Below are 18,315 nucleotides of genomic sequence, written 5' to 3' on the forward strand. Positions count from 1 at the left end.
TGGCTGCGGCTGGTTTCCATCGGGTCTTCCGTCGCTCGGCCTTTTAGGAGAAATGAAAGTTGCAGACAACGGTAGAGTCCATTCGCACGACGAATGATCCGGTCCAACCGCTCGAACTGTCGCTGGTCGTTCCGGTGTTCAACGAAGAAGAAAGCATCGGCCCGCTCGTCGAGCGCATCGTCGCGGCCATGGCCGACTATCCGCATCGCTGGGAGCTGATCCTCGTCGATGACGGCAGCACGGACGCCACGCTCGTCAATGCCCGCAAATATGTCAACCGCGAGCGGCTGACGCTGCGCATCGTCGAATTGCAGCGCAATTTCGGCCAGACGGCCGCCATGCAGGCCGGCATCGACACGGCGCGCGGCCGGCTGATCGCCACGATGGACGGCGACCTGCAGAACGACCCGAAGGACATTCCCTCGATGGTCGCGGAACTGGAGCGGCGCGAGCTGGACCTGCTCGTCGGCTGGCGCAAGAACCGGCAGGACGGCCTGTTCCTGCGCAAGATCCCCTCCTGGTGCGCGAATTACCTGATCGGCCGCATTACCGGCGTGAAGCTGCACGACTATGGCTGCAGCCTGAAGATCTACCGCGCCTCGATCATCAAGCAGGTCAAGCTGATGGGCGAGATGCACCGCTTCATCCCCGCCTGGGTCGCCGGCGTCGTGCCGAGCTCGCGCATCGGCGAAATGGTCGTCACCCACCATGCCCGCCAGCACGGCACGTCGAAATACGGCATTTCGCGCACCTTCCGCGTGATCCTCGACCTGCTTTCGGTCATGTTCTTCATGCGCTACAAGGCGCGTCCGGGCCATTTCTTCGGCTCGCTCGGCCTCGGCCTCGGCGCCATCGCGGCCCTGATCCTTCTCTATCTCGGCTTCGACAAGTTCATCATGGGCAACGATATCGGCACGCGGCCGATGCTGATGGTCGGCGTCGTGCTGCTGCTCTCCTCGGTGCAGATGATTACAACGGGCATCCTGGCGGAAATGATCGCGCGCACCTATTATCGCGACGACGCTTCGCCGAACTATATCGTGCGCCAGATCTTCTCCCGAGAAAGCTGACGTGCAGGGCCTTTTCAGCCACCGGCCGCATCTGATCCTGGCGGTGCTTGCGGCCTATTTCCTGCTCCACATGATCGTCCGGCTCAGCATTCCCAACGCGCTGGAGCTGGACGAGGCGGAGCAGATGCTGCTGTCGCAATGGTTCGCCTTCGGCTACAATTCGCAGCCGCCCTTCTACAACTGGGTGCAGTACGGCGTAACCTCGCTCCTCGGCGTGTCGCTGTTTTCGCTGTCGCTGCTCAAATGCACCATGCTGTTCTCCTCCTACGTCTTCTACTGGCTGGCGGCGCGGCTGACCTTGAGGAACGGCAGCCTGGTGGTGATGGCGACGCTCGGGCTTTTGACCGTGCCGCAGGTCGTGTTCGAGGCGCAGCGCGATCTCACCCATTCGGTGGCGACGATCTTTGCCGGATCGCTGTTTCTCTACGGCTTCTTCCGCACGCTGAAGGCGCCTTCGGCGGCCTCCTACGCCCTTGTCGGCATTGCGACCGGCATCGGCATGATATCGAAGTACAATTTCGCGCTGCTTCCCGCCGCGGCCTTCGTCGCGGCGCTGATCGACAGCGATTTCCGCAAGCGGCTGTTCGACTGGCGGCTCAGCCTGACCGTCGTCCTTTCGGTCGCGATCGTCCTGCCGCACGCGCTCTGGTTCCTCGATCATCTCGACCTTGCACTCGACCGCACGCTGCACAAGATGACGGGCGACGAAGGCTATTTCGCGCAGGTCTCCGCCGGCCTTGCCCGGCTTGTCGTTGCCATGCTCGGCATTGCGGGCCTTTCGGCCGTCGTCTTCCTGTCGCTCTTTGCCAGGTCGCTGCCGGCCATGTGGCGCGCGTCCAGCCGCTGGTCGCGGATATCGGGCCGCATCCTGCTGATCGAGATCGGCGCCATCGCGCTGATGATCCTGTTTGCCGGCGTGGACAATATTGCCGACCGCTGGCTGACGCCGCTCTTCCTCATCCTGCCGCTCTATATCTGCATGAAGGCGGACAGCGCCGAGGTCGATGCGGGCGCGCCGCTGCGGGCCTCGCTTGCGCTCAGCGGCGTCATCATGGGCGCCGTGCTCGTCGTGCTCGCCATGCGCGCCTATTGGGGGCCGCTCTTCGGCGACTATCAGCGGCTGAACATTCCCTATGACGGTTTTGCCGCGGCGATCCGCAAGGATATCGGCGGCGAGCCGGGGCTGATCGTCGGTTACGACCCGCATCTGGAAGGCAATATGCGCCTGCAGATGCCGGGCACGCCGGTACAGTCCTATTTCTACCCGGATTTCAAGCCGGCCTTCCAGCTGGACGCCAAACACCCGGTCGTCTTCGTCTGGCGCGACGACAAGGGCAAAACGCCGCCCGCATGGCCGAACGACTATTTCGCGGATGTGCTGAAGCAGAACGGCCTGAAACAGCCGGAGACGCATATCGTCACCCTGCCCTATATCTACGGGCAACCGGGCGACACCTACCAGTTCGCCTATGCGGTGGCCTATCCCTGAGAGCATTTTCCTTATTCCTTGAATCAGGAAGCTGCTCTATCTGCTTGTTTTTACGCAATTGCGGACACAAAACCGCTGCGCGCTTTTGCGGGAATTGCTCTAGCGCGCGAAGGCGTCGAACGGATTGATCTGCGTGAGCTGGCGCACCGTGTCGCGCCCCACGCCCGCGCTTTCAAGCTGCGGCAGCAGGCGCCCGACGAGGTGCGTATAGGGTCTCGGGGTTCCGCCGCCCGGTTGAGCCGGATCGTACCAGCCGAGATCGTGGCTTATCAGAAGCCGCCTGCCCAATCCTGCTTCAAGCGCGTCCATGATCAGCGCCACCACCTCTTCGTCCGGTGCCCTGCCGACATGGTCGTATTCGATCCACGCGCCGCGTTCCGCCAGTGCCTTGTGAAGCTGGAAGTCCTTTTCGGCCTGGGTATGGATGGAAATGAAGCGCCCGGCCGGGCAGCCCTCCGACTGGAGGATGTCCAGCTGCTCCATCACCACCCGTCCCCGGATCGTATGCGAGCCGATGACCGCGCCGGTGCGCACGGAGGCTCGTGCGGCGGCGCGCAGGATGCGGGCCTCCAGCGGCGTGATGCCGTCGTCGCCGGCGCTCAGCTTGATCCATCCGGCAAGCACGCCGGTCTCCTCGATGCCCTCGACAAGCTCGTTCACCATCCATCGTTCGAGATCGGCTTCGCTGGCTTCCGCGACCCATCCGGGTATCCAGGGTTCGCGATAGTTGCCGGTCGGCACGACGATCGGAAAATCGGCGGCCTTCGACACGGCAAGGTCGATGTCCGCGCGTCTTCCGACGCCGCCTGTCGTGCATTCGACGAGCAGCGAAATGCCCTGTCGCTTGATCGCCTCGATCTGCGGGACCATCAGCGCCACGACATCGTCTATATCGGCCTCGGCGTAGCCGGGTCGGTCGGGGGTTCTAAGGTCGACGAAGACATGTTCGTGCGGAAGGATCATGCCGAGTTCTTCGCGGCGCCTTGGTCCGAGTGTCGTGTAGATCTGCTTCATCGGTCGATATCCCCCTATGATCGACGTTGAATGGCAAGCTCACGGCGGTCGTCGCCAGCCGTGAGGTCTGCCGTCGGTGCTACAAACTGGACGTCACCGCTCGCGCGTCGTCGAGGTCGGTTCCAGCAGTGACCAGACCAGGAAAATCGGGAAAGGATACACCGTAATCACTGTCGGCATCCTTATGGATCAATCCGATATAATTGCGCATGTTCGTTACCTCAGTTTAAGTCCGGCCTGTTTCTCGATACTCATTGGTGTCCCGATCGGGATATCCCTTTTCGGGTGCGGAACAGTGACGCGCCCGGCTTTCTCTGGATGCGTCCCCCAATCTAAGGGAACCGGCCTTGCCGACGAACAAGGAAGGATTTGTGCTAGCCGCGCAATTCCTTCCAGGCCGCGTCCAGCGCAATCCTGGCGATGCGCGCCATCTCGTCGACCTCCTCGTGGCTGATGACGAGCGGCGGGGAGGCCAGCATGCGGTCGCCGGTGGCGCGCAGTACGAGGCCGTTGGCGAGCGCGTGGTTGCGCACCAGCGCGCCGATCGCATCCGGCTTTTCGAAGCGCGTGCGGGTCTTCTTGTCGGCGGCAAGCTGCAGGCCGCCCATCAGGCCGATACTCTGAGCCTCGCCGACGAAATCATGCTCGGCGAGCGCGCCCCATTTTTGCGCAAAATAGGGGCCGATATCGTCGCGCACGCGCTCGACGAGATTCTCCTCCTCGATGATGCGCAGGTTTTCCAGCGCGGCGGCAGCGCAGACCGGGTGGCCGGAATAGGTGAAGCCGTGGTTGAAGTCGCCGACCTCGCCGATCAGCACGTCGGCGATGCGGTCGCTGACGAGCAGGCCGCCGATCGGCAGGTAGCCGGAGGACAGGCCCTTGGCGATCGGGGCAAAATCCGGCTCGACGCCGAAATGCTGATGGCCGAACCATTCGCCCAGCCGCCCGAAGCCGCAGATCACCTCGTCGGTGACGAGCAGGATGTTGCGCGCCTTGCAGATGCGGTCGATCTCCGGCCAGTAGGTCGCAGGCGGGATGATGACGCCGGCCGCCCCCTGGACCGGCTCGGCGACGAAGGCGGCGACATTGTCCTCGCCGAGTTCGTCGATCTTTTCTTCCAGCTCGCGGGCGACCTTGAGGCCGAATTCGGCGGACGAGAGATCGCCGCCCTCGCCGTACCAGTAGGGCTGGCCGATATGGACGATGCCGGGGATCGGCAGGTCGCCCTGCTCGTGCATGTATTTCATGCCGCCGAGGCTGGCGCCGGCGACCGTCGAGCCGTGATAGCCGTTGCGCCGGGCAATCACCGTCTTCTTCTCCGGCCTGCCGACAGCGGCCCAATAGACGCGCGCCATGCGCAGCCATGTATCGTTCGCCTCCGAGCCGGAGCCGGTGAAGAAGACATGGTTGAAGCGCGGGCCGGCCTTGGACGTCACCTTCTGAGCCAGAAGCGTGGTCGGCGGCGAGGTCGTGCCGAAGAAGGTGTTGTAATAGGCAAGCTCGTTCATCTGCCGTGCCACGGCATCGGCGATTTCCCGGCGCCCGTAGCCGATATTGACGCACCAGAGGCCGGCGAAACCGTCGAGATACTTCTTGCCGTTGGAGTCGAAAATATGCACGCCCTCGCCGCGCTCGATGATGCGCGTGCCCTCGGCATTCAGCTTCTTCATGTCGGAGAAGGGATGCAGGTGATGGGCGGCATCGATCGCGGCAAGGTTCGACGGCGGGTAAGTATCGGACATGATTGGACCTTCGGATTGAAAGGCTTTGAATGATGGTTTACGAGCTTGGCCTTCTGCGAGAGGATTTTCAAGGTCATGGCGAGCAAGGGCAAAGAGGTTCGGGAAGGCGATCCGCGTTTCGAGATCCTGATCGTCGGCATGAACGGCGACCTGCGCGGCAAGCAGCTGCCGCTTTCGGCCGAAAAGAAGGTCTGGGCCGGCGATATCCGCCTGCCGACCTCGACGCAATCGCTCGACATCTGGGGCGACGACAATGACGACATGACCGGCCTGTCGCTGACGATCGGCGACCCGGACGGCAACGTCATTGCCGACCGGCGCAGCCTGGCGCCGATGCCCTGGGCGCCCGAGGGATCGATGCAGGTGCTGGCCACCATGCACGAATTCGACGGCAGCCGCAGCTTCATGGACCCGCGCGGCATCCTCGCTTCCGTGCTCGACCGTTATGCCGAACGCGGGCTGACGCCCGTGGTGGCGACGGAACTGGAATTCTACGTGGTGGAGGAGAGCTGGCGCGAGACGGGTGTTCCCTGCCCGCCGGCAAGCCTCACCTATCGCGGCGATGCGAACGGCTACCAGCTCTACGACATGAGCGCCGTCGATGCGCTCGACGGCTACCTGCAGACGTTGCGCGCCTATGCCAGGGCGATGAACCTGCCGGCGGAGGCGACGACGGCGGAATTCGGCCCCGGCCAGTTCGAGGTGAACCTGCTGCACCGGCCGGACGCCTTGGCTGCGGCCGACGACTGTCTCTACCTGAAACGCATTGCCGAGCAGGCGGCGCGCCGGCACGGGCTGAAATCGACCTGCATGGCCAAGCCCTATTCCGACCATGCGGGCTCGGGCCTGCATGTGCATGCAAGCATCGTCGACAGGGACGGCAACAATATTCTCGACGCCAGGGGCGGCGAGCCCCGGCTTTTGAAATCGGTGACGGCGGGCCTGCTGCGGACGATGCGGGAGGCGCAGCTCGTCTTTGCGCCCTTTGCCAATTCCTATCGCCGCTTCCAGCCGGGCTCGTTTGCGCCGACGGACCTCACCTGGGGCAGCGGGCATCGCGGCACGGCGATCCGCATCCCGGATACGAACGGGCCGGCGGCGCGCATCGAACATCGCGTGGCGGGCGCCGACGCCAATCCCTATCTGCTGCTGGCGGCCATCCTCGGCGGCATGCTCTTCGGCCTTGACGGCGATCTCGACCCCGGCGCGGAAACGACGCCCGCCTTCACGCCGCCGGGGGCCGAACGGCTGACGCATGATTTCCTGACGGCGGTCGAAGCCTTCCGGCAATCGGCCTTCATCGCCGATATTTTCGGCGACCGATATCAAAAGTTGTACGGCGACACGAAGCACAAGGAAGCAATAACCCATCTGCGCACCGTGTCGGATTTCGATTATCGCACATATCTCGCGCGGCTCTAGTTAACTCCGCGCGTCACATGACTTTCATATAAGCGCTTTTCTTAACCCTGTTGAGCATTGCCGGCGATTTATACTCGAAATCGGTAATATATTCCTGATATCAGCCTGTTCAGTAAAGCCGGCAACGGGGCCGGATTCGGCGACTGTTGAAGGGGATCGGCTTGATGAACCGCATCACGCTTGAGGGAAAGCTGCTCTTTGCGACCGTCATCGTAGCATTCCTGACCCTCATCCTGACCGCCAGCGCCCTCATTCCGACCTATGCGAGCTACCGTTCCACCCAGGGCAACCTGCTGGCCGTGGAACGGTTCCGCCAGGTGCTGGAAGCGGCGAGCCGCATCTCGGCGGAGCGCGGGCCGGCCAACGACATCATGGCGATCGAGCCCGGCAGCAGCGCGCCGGCAACGCAGCGCCTGACGGTTTTCCGCCGCATCACCGATCTCTCGCTGGACGCGCTCGACGAGCCGCCGCATGTCGGCCTCTCCTCCTCGCTTTCCGATCTCAAGACGGCGCTCGCCGAAACGCGGGCGCAGCTTGTGCGGGCGCGCGCGGCCGTCGACCGTGTTGCCGCAACCCCGCTTGCCGAGCGCCAGCCCGGCGACGTGCAGAACGCGATCGGCGAAATGATCGGGGTGATCGAAACCTTCCAGCATGTGGTCGACTGGCATGTGGCGGCCTTTACCGGCGGCCATTCGGAACTGACCGCGCCCTTCCTGACCGGGCGCATGATCAGCGACATGCGCGAATATGGCGGGCGGGCCGCCTCGCAGATCATGGGGCCGATCGCCACGCGCCAGCCGCTGCGCGACAGCCACATCACCGATGCAAGCCGCACGATCGGCCGGCTCATGGAATTGCGCCGGCTGATGCAGGGCCAGAAAATCGTCAGCGACCACGATGCGCTGTCGGCGCGGCTGATGAAGGATATCGACACGATCTTTTTCGGCTCCGGCCTGGAACTCGTCAAGAAATTGATCGCGCAGGGCAAGATCTCCGGGGACTATTCGGTTTCCGCCGTCGAACTGACGCATGATTTCGTTCCGACGCTGCAGCCGCTCGAACGGCTGCGCGCGGTCTTCCTCGACGACGTGGTCAAGCGCTATCGGAGCCAGCATGGCGCCGCCTCCTATCGGCTGGCGGTCATCGGCGTGGTCACGGCCTGCGCGCTGGCGGTGCTCTTTGCCCTTTTCCGCTCCATCCGCCTTCACATGCTCAACCCGCTCCTGACGGCGCGGCGCCAGATCATCGCGCTCGCAGACGGCAACCCGATGGGCGACCTGGAGGCGATCTCCAAGGCGCCGGAGATGCGCAGCCTGTTCGAAGCGCTGGAACTCTTGCGCGGCAAGCTGGACGAGCGGGCCGACTACGAGGCGCGGCTGAAGATGCAGGCCGAGAAGGACGGGCTGACGGGCGTGTGGAACCGCCGGGCGCTGGAGGGCTTCGGCAACGCTCCCGGCGAAGGCGGGGAAGACGTCTGCCTGATGCTGGTCGATATCGACCACTTCAAGGCGGTCAACGATACCTACGGCCATCTGACGGGCGATACCGTGCTGATCGAAATCGCAAGCCTTCTGCAGGGGGCGATGCGGACGACCGATATCGTGGCGCGTTACGGCGGCGAGGAATTCGCCGTCCTCGTCTCCACGTCGGACCTTGCGGCGAGCCTCGATTTTGCCGAGGAACTGCGTCGCCGCATCGAGGCGCATGTCATCCGCGACGCGGAAACCGGCATCGATCTCTCCGTCACCGTCAGCATCGGCGTCGCATCGGGGACCTGCGGCGCCGGCGGCTGGCGCCAGCTGATCGCGGCGGCCGACGAGGCGCTCTACTGCGCCAAGAAGAAGGGCCGCAACCGCAGCTGCGTTTTCGGCGACGAGGCGGACCGGGATATCGTCGAAAACGCGCTCGTCCCGTTCAGGGCCAGGCGCTCCGCTTCGCTGTGAGCCTCAGGCGGCCGGCGCGCGCCGTTCGCCCTCGCCCTGCTGGGCGGCCAGTCCCTGCCGGACCAGCACCTTCAGTTCGCCCGGATGCAGCTTGACGGTCACGTCGCGCTCCAGCGGCAGAAGCTCGCCGTCCATCACGCAATTGGCCTTGGCCCGCAGTTTCGGGAAATGCAGGTTGACCTCGGCCGGATGCATGACCATGACCGCGTCGTTTTCACGGAACTTGCCGCGCAGCATGTCGACCGCCAAGCGCGCGACGCCGAGCGGGTTCAGCGGTTTTGCCGTGTAGAAGCCGAGTTCGCCGCTGCGCAGGTTGTCGGCATAAAGCAGCGCGTTTTCGCCGAAGGGATTGTTGGAGACCGAAATCGCCGAGACGCGCCGGCTCTCCCTCATGCCCGCCGCCTCGAACTCGACCTCGAATTCCGGCGGGTTGAAGACGACGCCGAAGGCGGCGCGGGCGCTGGCGCGCAGCTTTCCCAGACGCGAGCGGTAGCTGTAGGAATTGCGGTAACGCACCATGCGCGCATGCAGGCCGGCGGAAAACTGGTGGATGAAGGGCCTGCCGTTGGCGCTGGCGATATCGACATTGTCGAGCTCGCCGAAAGCCAGCACTTCCAGCGCCTGCCAGATATCGAGCGGCACTTTCAGCGAGCGGGCAAAGAGGTTCATGGTGCCGGCCGGCACGACGCCGAGCGCCACGCCGTTCTTCCAGGCGATGGAGGCGGCGGCCGAAATGGTGCCGTCGCCGCCGCCGGCGACGATGCCGTCAATATCGTCGCGCCGGGCGGCCCGCTCCATGGCGGGAACGATCTCGCTGCCGGAAAAGACGATCGCCTCGAAATCATGCCCGGCATCGCGGAAGACCTCTTCCGCCCGCCTCTCGTAGGCCTGCATGTCCGTCGTCCTGAAGGTACCGCCGTCGCGATTGAAAAAGCCGACGAGCTTCATGAGGTGCCTGTTCCCTGTCCTCGCTATCCCTGCTTCAAGAAATGGTCGCCCCCCATGCGATTTCAAGCCGGAGGATTTTTCGGCCGGGACGGGCAAAACGCAAATATTGCAATGGACGTATGCAGATAGCGCTACGCTGCACTGCAAAAAATGCACTCGACGCTTCCCGCGTCCCGTTCGATAGATGGGACGATGGAGATCCTCTCTCCGCCTCCCGCCATTTCCGAATGACCGGCCCCGGCGCCCCGCCAGCGGCCGTCGCCAAGCACAGATCCGCCGAGGACCGCCCGTGAGCCAGGTTGCCGTCAACGATTCCATCGATTCCGAACCGGAGGTAGCACTTCCCTCGGCCATGACCGTGGCTTTGGTGCAGCTGGCGCTTGCCGCCGGCGGCTTCGGCATCGGCACCGGCGAATTCGCGATCATGGGCCTGCTGCCCGATGTGGCCGACACGTTCTCGGTCACGACCCCGCAGGCCGGCTACGTCATCAGCGCCTATGCGCTCGGCGTCGTCATCGGCGCGCCCGTCATTGCCGTGCTCGCCGCCCGGATGGCGCGGCGCACGCTGCTGCTCTGTCTGATGCTGCTCTTTGCCGTCGGCAATATTCTGAGCGCCGTTGCGCCGACATTCGAAAGCTTCACGGTGCTGCGTTTCGTCACCGGCCTGCCGCACGGGGCCTATTTCGGCGTGGCGGCCCTCGTTGCCGCCTCCATGGTGCCGGTGCACCGGCGCGCGCGGGCGGTCGGCCGCGTCATGCTGGGCCTGACGGTCGCCACCCTGCTCGGCACGCCGCTTACGACCTTCTTCGGCCAGGCGCTCGACTGGCAGATCGCCTTCCTCACGGTCGGCATCATCGGGCTCGTGACGGTCGTGCTCATCTGGTTCTACGTGCCGCACGACAAGGTTTCGGAAGGGGCAAGCGCGCTGCGCGAACTCAGCGCCTTCCGCCGCCCGCAGGTGCTGCTGACGCTCGCCATCGCCGCTGTCGGCTACGGCGGCATGTTCGCCATGTTCAGCTATATCGCCTCGACGACGACCAGGGTGGCGCTGCTGCCGGAAACGGCCGTCCCGATCATGCTCGTGCTGTTCGGCATCGGCATGAATGCCGGCAACGTCATCGGCTCGTGGCTGGCCGACAAATCGCTGCTCGGCACGATCGGCGGCTCGCTGGTCTACAATATCGTCGTGCTGACGACCTTCTCGCTGACCGCCGCCAACCCCTATATGCTCGGGCTCTGCGTCTTCCTCGTGGGCTGCGGTTTTGCGGCCGGCCCGGCGCTGCAGACGCGGCTGATGGATGTCGCCGCCGACGCGCAGACGCTGGCGGCCGCCTCCAACCATTCGGCCTTCAACATCGCCAACGCGCTCGGCGCATGGCTCGGCGGCCTCGTCATCGCGTGGGGCTACGGCTTTGCGGCAACCGGCTATGTCGGCGCCGTGCTTTCCTTCCTCGGCCTGTTCGTCTTTGCCGCCTCGCTACGCCTGGAGCTCCGCAGCCGGCGTGCCTAGAGCTTTCGCGACCCTGAGCTCCCTTCCCTCGGGGCTGCAGAAGACGAATTCGTCGCCCCAGGCGGCGAGCGCCCTTATGACCGGCTTCAGCGTGGAGCCGAGCGGGGTCAGCGCATAATCGACGCGCGGCGGCACGACCGGGTAAACTGTTCGTGAGATCAGGCCGGACTCTTCCAGCTCGCGCAGCTGCTTGGTCAGCATGCGCTGGGTGATGGCGGGCAGATGGCGCCGCAGCTCGTTGAAGCGCAAAGTCCTGTCCATCAGGTGGAAAAGGATGACGCCCTTCCATTTTCCGTCGAGATAGCTCAGCGTCGCCTCGACCGGGCAACCGGGAAAATTGGTGACGAGTTTGGCGCGCGGCAGCGACATCGACAGTATCCTTTTTGGTACTACGTACAGAATTTGTGCATTCTTGCGTTGCCAGAACATAGGTCGCATCTAGCTCTCGTGCAATGAACACAGGAGTTTGCCCAGATGCGCGCCGTCGCCTACAAGACCCCGCAGCCAATCGCCGCCGAAACCTCGCTGATCGATGTCGAACTGCCCACGCCCGAAGCCGGGGGACACGACCTGCTGGTCGAGGTCAAAGCCGTTTCCGTCAACCCCGTCGACGTGAAGGTGCGCGCCGGCATGGCCCCGCCCGCCGACGAACTGAAGGTGCTGGGCTTCGATGCCGCCGGCATCGTCAAGGCCGCCGGCCCGGATGTCACCCTGTTCAAACCCGGCGACGAGGTGTTCTATTCGGGCGTCATCAACCGGCCCGGCTCGAACGCCGAATTCCAGCTCGTGGACGAGCGCATCGTCGGCAGGAAGCCGAAGAGCCTGGATTTTGCCGCCGCGGCCGCCCTGCCGCTGACCTCGATCACCGCCTATGAGGCGCTGTTCGACCGGCTGCGCGTCACCGATCCGGTGCCGGGTGCGGCCCCTGCCCTGCTCATCATCGGCGGCGCGGGCGGCGTCGGCTCGATCGCCATCCAGATCGCCAGGGCGCTGACGGACCTGACGATCGTCGCCACCGCCTCGCGCCCGGAAACGCAGGACTGGGTGAAGGAACTCGGCGCCCATCACGTCGTCGACCACTCGCGGCCGATCGCCCCGCAGGTCGCAGCGCTCGGCATCGGCGCGCCGGGCTTCATCTTCTCGACGACCAATACGGACAAGCATGTCGCCGACATCGTCGAGGCGCTGGCGCCGCAGGGCCGTTTCGCGCTGATCGACGATCCCAAGACATTCGATGTCGTTCCCTTCAAGCGCAAGGCCGCTTCCGTTCACTGGGAGCTGATGTTTACCCGCCCGCTCTACGGCACGCCCGACATGATCGAGCAGCACCGGATCCTCAACCGGGTTTCGGAGCTTGTCGACGCCGGCAAGATCCGCACGACGCTGTCGCAGACCGTGGGCGCGATCAACGCCGCCAACATGAAAAAGGCCCATGCCCTGGTCGAGAGCGGCAGGATGAAGGGCAAGGTCGTGCTGGCCGGATTCTGAAGCCTGCGGGCGCGCAAAACCCGCATGTCAGCGGTTTGAAACAATGCGTAAAGGATGCTGACCTATAATGCCGCGCCGAGGGTGCGGCATTCTGGCGTTAAACATTTAGGCAGCTTGACTTTTTCCGCATTCGGGACCACCTAGTGTGACACGTGGATGACGCATGTCCTGCCACGGATATCAACGGAGCCATCACTCAGATGCCAAGCGACAGTAGCAGTCGATTGCCTTTGCCGTACGCGGCCGTCGCGCGCTGACCTGGATGCTCCAGGCTCGCCCGTCCGGACGCTACGGCGGATCGACGGAAAGGCGAGCCAATGAATATCAATCGCTTCCCCCTGCGGGCCGGCTATGCCGCTCGCGCCTTCATGAACAACAGCCGTGTCGGGACCATTGCCGAGCGCGTGGAATCGCTGAACGGGCTTGCCCCGGCTGAAGCCGGCCGCATCCTGTCGCGGATGCCGCAGGACTATGCCGTCAACATTCTCGACCGCCCGGAGCTGCGCAACGCGCCTGCCATCCTGGCGCTGATGGACAGCGCGGATTCGGCCCGCCTGCTGCACGGCATGTCGAACGACCGTGTCGCCGACGTTCTCCTGGAACTCGACGTGGACGACCGCGTGCGCCTGTTCTCCAGCCTGGAAGAGCCGGTGCGCGTCGCCATCCAGCACCTGATGGGCTATCCGCCGCGCACGGCCGGCAGCATCATGACGACGGAATTCGTCAGCGTGCCCGACGACTGGACCGTTGCCCAGACGCTGGACCATGTGCGCCAGGTCGAACGCTCGCGCGAGACCGTCTATGCGATCTATGTGCTGGACCACAATTCCGGCGCGCTGATGCATGTCGTGACCCTGCGCCGCCTGATTACCGGCGAGCCCGACGCCTCGATCCTCTCGGTGGCGCAGAAGGGCATTCCGGTTTCGGCCAACGCGCTGATGAAGCAGGAGGACGTGGCCCGCCTGATCCGCAAGCACGACCTGCTCGCCCTGCCCGTCGTCGACGATCACGGCATGGTGCTCGGCATCGTCACGGTCGACGACGTGATCGACACGATGATATCGGACACGACCGAGGCCGCGCAGAAATTCGGCGGCATGGAAGCGCTCGGCAAGCCCTATATGAAGATCAGCTTCGGCGGCATGATCCGCAAGCGCGCCGGCTGGCTCTGCGCCCTGTTCCTCGGCGAAATGCTGACGGCGAGCGCCATGCAGCATTTCGAGGGCGAGCTGGAAAAGGCCGTCGTGCTGACGCTGTTCATTCCGCTGATCATGAGCTCCGGCGGCAATTCCGGTTCGCAGGCGACCTCGCTCATCATCCGGGCGCTGGCCGTCGGCGAGCTGAAGCTGACCGACTGGTGGCGGGTGCTGCTGCGCGAATTGCCGACCGGCTTTGTGCTCGGCGCCATTCTCGGGCTCGTCGGCATGGTCCGGGTGATCTTCTGGCAGACGGCCGGGCTCTACGATTACGGCCCGCACTGGCAGCTGGTCAGCCTCACGGTCTTTGCCACGCTGGTCGGCATCGTCACCTTCGGCTCCATGTCGGGCTCGATGCTGCCCTTCCTGCTGCAGAAGCTGAAGCTCGACCCGGCAACGGCATCGGCTCCCTTCGTCGCCACGCTGGTCGACGTGACCGGGCTCGTCATCTACTTCTCGGTGGCGCTGCTCATCCTCAGCGGCACGCTTCTCTAGATCCTGCTTGCGATTTCAGGCCGGTCGGCCTGAAATCATCTCCATCCGGAGCTTTGTCCTGATGCAATTCCGATCCTGTGCACCTTTCCACTGATCTGGTTCGTTCTGTAGAAGAACAGCTCCCTCTCATCGCTGCAACGCAGAACCGTTGCACGTTTTTGCCGGGATGGCTCTAGCGTCCGACGAAGGGCAGGCAGAGCGGCGTGCCGTCGACCGGATGGGATATGACCACGGCGTCGATGCCGAAGACGGCGCGGATCAGGTCCGGCTTGAGGATATCGGCGGGGCTGCCGGCCGCATGGATGCCGCCGCCGGCGACCGCGATGATGTGGTCGGCATATTGAGCGGCGTGATTGAGATCGTGGACGACCATGACGATGGTGCGCCCGCGTTTGCCGTTCAGTTCCTTCAACAGTTCCAGAACTTCGAGCTGATGGGCGATATCGAGATAGGTGGTCGGCTCGTCGAGCAGCAGGATCGGCGTTTCCTGCGCCAGCGCCATGGCGATCCAGGCGCGCTGGCGCTGGCCGCCGGAGAGGCGGTCGAGCGGGCGTTCGGCCAGATCGCTCAGGCCGGTTGCGGCCAGGGACGCCTCGACGATCTGTTCGTCATGGTGCGTCGTGCGCGACAGCATGGCCTTGTGCGGGTGGCGGCCGAAGCGGCAGAGCTGGCGCACGGTGAGGCCATCGGGCGAAACCGGGCTTTGCGGCAGGAGCGCCAGCGTCTGGGCAATCACCTTGCCGGGCATTTGCGCAATCGCCTTGCCGTCCAGCGTCACCGCGCCGCCGAGCGGCTGGATGATGCGGCCGAGCGCGCGCAGCAGCGTCGACTTGCCGGAGCCGTTGGCGCCGATCAGGGCGGTGATCCTGCCGTCGGGAATGGCGATATCGACGTGGCCGAGCACTTGGTTCCCGGCGTAGCCGAGCGTCAGGTCCGAAGCGGAAAGACGGGAACGGGCGGCATCAGTCATGACGGCCGGCCTCCTTGACCAGCAGGAAAATCAGATAGGGGCCGCCGATGACGGCGGCGACGATGCCTGCCGGGATCTCGTTCGGCAGCGCCACGAGCCGGCCGATCAGGTCGGCGGCTGAAAGCGTGAGCGCGCCGATCAGCGCGCTTGCCGGGACCATGTGGCGGGCGCGTGGGCCGACGAGCAGGCGGGCGGCGTGCGGCGCAAGCAGGCCGAGGAAGCCCATGGAGCCGACGGCGGCGACGCTGCCGGCGCAGAGCAGGACCGAGACGAGGATGAGGCCGCCGCGCAGCAGGCCGGGCGAGAGGCCGAGGCTGACGAGCGTATCGTCGCCGAAACCGCCGGCATCGAGCCTCACCGTGGCGACCAGCACGAGCGGCAGGCAGGCGGCAAGCCAGAGCGAGAGCGCGCTGACATCGCTCATCGTCGAGCCGTAGACGCTGCCGGCCAGCCAGACCATCGACTGGTCGGCGCGCGTCGGGAAGAGCACCATGACATATTGCATCAGCGCCTGGGCGAGCATGCCGAGCGCCACGCCGACGAGCGCCAATGCGGCAATGCCGCCGCCGAAGGCGCGGCCGACGGCAAGCAGCGCCAGCGCGCCGGCAACGGCACCGGCGACGACGCCGGCCGGGATTGCCCAGACGGCCCAGGCCGGCGGCGTGAAGAGGCCGGCAAGGAAAGCGCCGAGGCCGGCCCATTTGGTGATGCCGACGACATCGGGCGAGGCCAGCGGATTGCGCAGCGCGCCCTGCAGGAAGGTGCCGGCAATGCCGAGCGAGGCGCCGGCAAGCACGGAGACGATGACGCGCGGGGCGCGGTACTGCATGACGATGAAGGCGCTCTTGCCGCCGGCAATGCCCTCCAACACCTGGCCGACCGAGAGCGTGACGGCGCCGACCGTCATGCCGAGCACGGCAATGACGAGGATGAGGGCCGCGACGGCGCAGCAGACGCTTGCCGCGCGCAGGTTCCGTGCCGGCAGGAGAGCGCCCGTCATGCCGCCCTCTGCCGCCAGAGGATGACGAGCAAGGCCGGCGCGCCGACAAGCGCGGTGACGATGCCGACCGGCGTTTCGGCCGGAAAGGCCGCGACACGGCCGAGGAGATCGGCGGCACTCAGCAGCAGGGGGCCAGCAATGGCGCTGAGCGCGATGACGGTGAACTGGTCGCTGCCGGCCAGACGCCGCACGATATGCGGCACCAGCAGGCCGATGAAGCCGATCGGGCCGCTGACGGCGACGGCGGAGCCGGCAAGCAGGACGATCAGCACCGCGGCAAGGCCGCCGACGCGGCGGGCGCTCTGGCCGAGCGAAACGCCCGTCGCCCCGTCGAGCGCCAGCACGCCGAAATGGCGGCCGGCAACGAGCGCAATGCCGCCGCCGATGATCGTGAAGGGCAGGATGATCCAGACCCTGTGCCACTGCGCGCCGTTGATGGAGCCGGCGAGCCAGTAGACGATATCCTGGCCGGCATTGTTGGCGATCAGGATCGCCTGCACGAGGGCGGCAAGCACGAGCTGGATGGAGATGCCTGCGAGCGCCAGTTTCATCTCGTTCATGGCGCCGGAGACCGACAGCGCCCACATGGCAAGGCCGACGGCGGCGGCCCCCACGAAGGCCGGCCAGACCGTGCCGCCGGCGCCGAGGCCGGGAACGGCGATGAGGGAGATGACGATGACGAGCGAGGCCCCGGCATTGATGCCGAAAGTCTGGGGCGAAGCGAGCGGATTGCGGGTCAGCGTCTGGATCAGCACGCCGGCAATGGCGAGATTGGCGCCGACCAGCATGGCAAGCATGGCGCGCGGCAGGCGCACGTCCCAGACGAGGGCGCTGTCGGGCGAACCGTCGGGCGCCAGCAGCAGGCGAAGCGCGCGGGCGACCGGCAGGCCGGAGACGCCGAAGGACATGCCGGCAAGGACGACGGCTGCGAGCGCCAGCACAAGGCCGAGCGCCAGCCGCACAGGGCTGCCGGTTGCCTGCCGCACCATCGCGCCGCTTCCTGCCGTCATCGCGCTGCTTATCCGACCTTGTAGACCTTGGCGAGGATTTCGCGGGCGATCATTTCCGCCGTCGCCAGCCCGCGGAAACGGGAGAACTGGTTGCGGTCGACCTCGTAGATCGTGCCGGCCTTCACCGCCGAAATATTGGAAAAGGCCGTGTTGCTCTTCCACTGGTCGAAGACCGTGCCGCCGGCATCGGTCGCCACCAGCAGCACGTCCGGATCGACGGCGATCAGGCGTTCCAGCCCCGCCCCGCTTTCGACGGCATCGGCGGAATCGATCGCCGGCGTCAGGCCCATCGCCCTGAAGACAGAGCCGGTGAAGGAGGCCGATGTGTGCAGGCTCATGGAATCCGGATTGGCGACGGCGAGCAGGAAGCGGCGCGTCTCGCCCATCGGGATCTTTGCCACCAGCCCGGCGATGACGGCCTCATGGGCGGCGAGCGCCTGCTCGCCCTTCTCTTTCTCGCCGAGCGCATCGGCGATCGTCACGACCGAGGCCTTGATGACGTCGTAACTGCCTTCCCAGCTGTTCAGCACGATGGTCGGCGCAATCGCGCTGAGCTGCTGGTAGATGGCCGAATGGCGGATTTCGTCGGCAATGATGAGATCGGGCGCCAGTGCCGCGACAAGCTCCAGATTGGGCTCCAGGCGGGTGCCGACCGAGCTGTAGTCGATCTTCTTGCCGAGCAGCTGCTCGATGCGCTTCGGCTGGTTGTCGTCGGTGATGCCGACGGGCACGACGCCGATCGCGTCCAGCGCCTGGACGAAGGAGAATTCGAGCGCGACGACGCGCTGCGGCTTTCCGGCAATCTCGGTCGTGCCGAGTTCGTGGGTAATCGTGCGCCTGTCGTCGGCGGCAAGGGCAAGGCCGGGTGCGGCAGCGGCGGCACAGGCGGAAAGCAGCAGGCCGAACTGGCGGCGCGACAGCGGAATATCAAAAACGCTCACGGCAAAGTCCCTCATACTGAAATGATCGGCCGGTCCTCTCACCGGCTGAGACGCGGACTACAGAAGTGAAGCGGATT

General features: G+C 65.2%; 15 protein-coding genes and 2 pseudogenes. 7 read left to right on the forward strand and 10 right to left on the reverse strand.

From position 1 onward, the window contains the following. Positions 1–59: 59 nt before the first annotated feature. Both ACFPWW_RS28785 and ACFPWW_RS28790 read left to right on the forward strand, forming a co-directional pair. Complete coding sequence (locus tag ACFPWW_RS28785; protein WP_112567307.1) at positions 60–1,070, forward strand: glycosyltransferase family 2 protein; 1,011 nt, start codon at positions 60–62, stop codon at positions 1,068–1,070. Position 1,071: 1 nt separating this feature from the next. Continuing rightward, positions 1,072–2,559: a glycosyltransferase family 39 protein gene (locus tag ACFPWW_RS28790; RefSeq protein ID WP_377314563.1), complete on the forward strand. Its 1,488-nt coding sequence runs from the start codon at positions 1,072–1,074 to the stop codon at positions 2,557–2,559. A gap of 99 nt (positions 2,560–2,658) precedes the next feature. Here the strand turns inward: ACFPWW_RS28790 and ACFPWW_RS28795 are convergent, their stop codons facing one another. The 4 genes and pseudogenes from ACFPWW_RS28795 to ACFPWW_RS28810 all read right to left on the reverse strand — a co-directional run bounded on the left by ACFPWW_RS28795 (position 2,659) and on the right by ACFPWW_RS28810 (position 5,315). Next, positions 2,659–3,573: a phosphotriesterase family protein gene (locus tag ACFPWW_RS28795; protein WP_377314565.1), complete on the reverse strand. Its 915-nt coding sequence runs from the start codon at positions 3,571–3,573 to the stop codon at positions 2,659–2,661. Between the two features lie 94 nt (positions 3,574–3,667). Then, a pseudogene (locus ACFPWW_RS28800) lies at positions 3,668–3,784 on the reverse strand (type II toxin-antitoxin system HicB family antitoxin); the annotation flags it as partial. A 5-nt stretch (positions 3,785–3,789) separates the two neighbouring features. Continuing rightward, positions 3,790–3,894 (reverse strand): annotated as a pseudogene (locus ACFPWW_RS28805) (type II toxin-antitoxin system HicA family toxin); the annotation flags it as partial. A gap of 53 nt (positions 3,895–3,947) precedes the next feature. Continuing rightward, the gene (locus ACFPWW_RS28810) at positions 3,948–5,315 is read right to left on the reverse strand and encodes an aspartate aminotransferase family protein (RefSeq protein WP_377314567.1); all 1,368 of its coding nucleotides are present in this window, start codon (positions 5,313–5,315) and stop codon (positions 3,948–3,950) included. 75 nt (positions 5,316–5,390) lie between these two features. On the opposite strand from ACFPWW_RS28810, the gene ACFPWW_RS28815 reads away from it, so the two are divergent. Next, positions 5,391–6,737: a glutamine synthetase family protein gene (locus ACFPWW_RS28815; protein WP_377314569.1), complete on the forward strand. Its 1,347-nt coding sequence runs from the start codon at positions 5,391–5,393 to the stop codon at positions 6,735–6,737. Between the two features lie 164 nt (positions 6,738–6,901). Further along, positions 6,902–8,680, forward strand: coding sequence for a sensor domain-containing diguanylate cyclase (locus tag ACFPWW_RS28820; RefSeq protein ID WP_377314571.1), 1,779 nt, complete (start codon positions 6,902–6,904; stop codon positions 8,678–8,680). Between the two features lie 3 nt (positions 8,681–8,683). On the opposite strand, the gene ACFPWW_RS28825 is transcribed toward ACFPWW_RS28820, so the two are convergent. Further along, on the reverse strand, positions 8,684–9,628 hold the full coding sequence (locus ACFPWW_RS28825; RefSeq protein ID WP_112705040.1) for a diacylglycerol/lipid kinase family protein: 945 nt from the start codon (positions 9,626–9,628) through the stop codon (positions 8,684–8,686). Between the two features lie 289 nt (positions 9,629–9,917). On the opposite strand from ACFPWW_RS28825, the gene ACFPWW_RS28830 reads away from it, so the two are divergent. Further along, a complete protein-coding gene (locus ACFPWW_RS28830) occupies positions 9,918–11,138 on the forward strand; it encodes an MFS transporter (RefSeq protein WP_112567321.1) in 1,221 nt (406 codons plus the stop codon). Here ACFPWW_RS28830 and ACFPWW_RS28835 read toward each other — a convergent pair. Then, the gene (locus ACFPWW_RS28835) at positions 11,106–11,507 is read right to left on the reverse strand and encodes a winged helix-turn-helix transcriptional regulator (RefSeq protein ID WP_112567324.1); all 402 of its coding nucleotides are present in this window, start codon (positions 11,505–11,507) and stop codon (positions 11,106–11,108) included. The genes ACFPWW_RS28830 and ACFPWW_RS28835 overlap by 33 nt on opposite strands. Positions 11,508–11,612: 105 nt before the next feature. On the opposite strand from ACFPWW_RS28835, the gene ACFPWW_RS28840 reads away from it, so the two are divergent. Further along, complete coding sequence (locus tag ACFPWW_RS28840) at positions 11,613–12,626, forward strand: zinc-binding alcohol dehydrogenase family protein (protein WP_377314574.1); 1,014 nt, start codon at positions 11,613–11,615, stop codon at positions 12,624–12,626. Positions 12,627–12,943: 317 nt separating this feature from the next. Further along, on the forward strand, positions 12,944–14,317 hold the full coding sequence (mgtE, locus tag ACFPWW_RS28845; protein WP_377314576.1) for a magnesium transporter: 1,374 nt from the start codon (positions 12,944–12,946) through the stop codon (positions 14,315–14,317). Positions 14,318–14,489: 172 nt separating this feature from the next. Here the strand turns inward: mgtE and ACFPWW_RS28850 are convergent, their stop codons facing one another. From ACFPWW_RS28850 to ACFPWW_RS28865, 4 genes are read right to left on the reverse strand one after another with little or no spacing between them, the layout of a single operon-like run. Then, the gene (locus ACFPWW_RS28850; protein WP_377314578.1) at positions 14,490–15,287 is read right to left on the reverse strand and encodes an ABC transporter ATP-binding protein; all 798 of its coding nucleotides are present in this window, start codon (positions 15,285–15,287) and stop codon (positions 14,490–14,492) included. After that, positions 15,280–16,287, reverse strand: a complete 1,008-nt coding sequence (locus tag ACFPWW_RS28855; RefSeq protein WP_377314580.1) for a FecCD family ABC transporter permease — start codon at positions 16,285–16,287, stop codon at positions 15,280–15,282. Before ACFPWW_RS28855 ends, ACFPWW_RS28850 begins: the two co-directional genes overlap by 8 nt. Next, complete coding sequence (locus ACFPWW_RS28860; protein ID WP_377314582.1) at positions 16,284–17,297, reverse strand: FecCD family ABC transporter permease; 1,014 nt, start codon at positions 17,295–17,297, stop codon at positions 16,284–16,286. Before ACFPWW_RS28860 ends, ACFPWW_RS28855 begins: the two co-directional genes overlap by 4 nt. Positions 17,298–17,305: 8 nt before the next feature. Beyond that, complete coding sequence (locus ACFPWW_RS28865) at positions 17,306–18,238, reverse strand: ABC transporter substrate-binding protein (protein WP_377314584.1); 933 nt, start codon at positions 18,236–18,238, stop codon at positions 17,306–17,308. Positions 18,239–18,315 lie beyond the last annotated feature (77 nt).

It is taken from the genome of Rhizobium sp. GCM10022189 (genome assembly GCF_042656325.1).
Classification (GTDB): Bacteria; Pseudomonadota; Alphaproteobacteria; order Rhizobiales; family Rhizobiaceae; genus Rhizobium.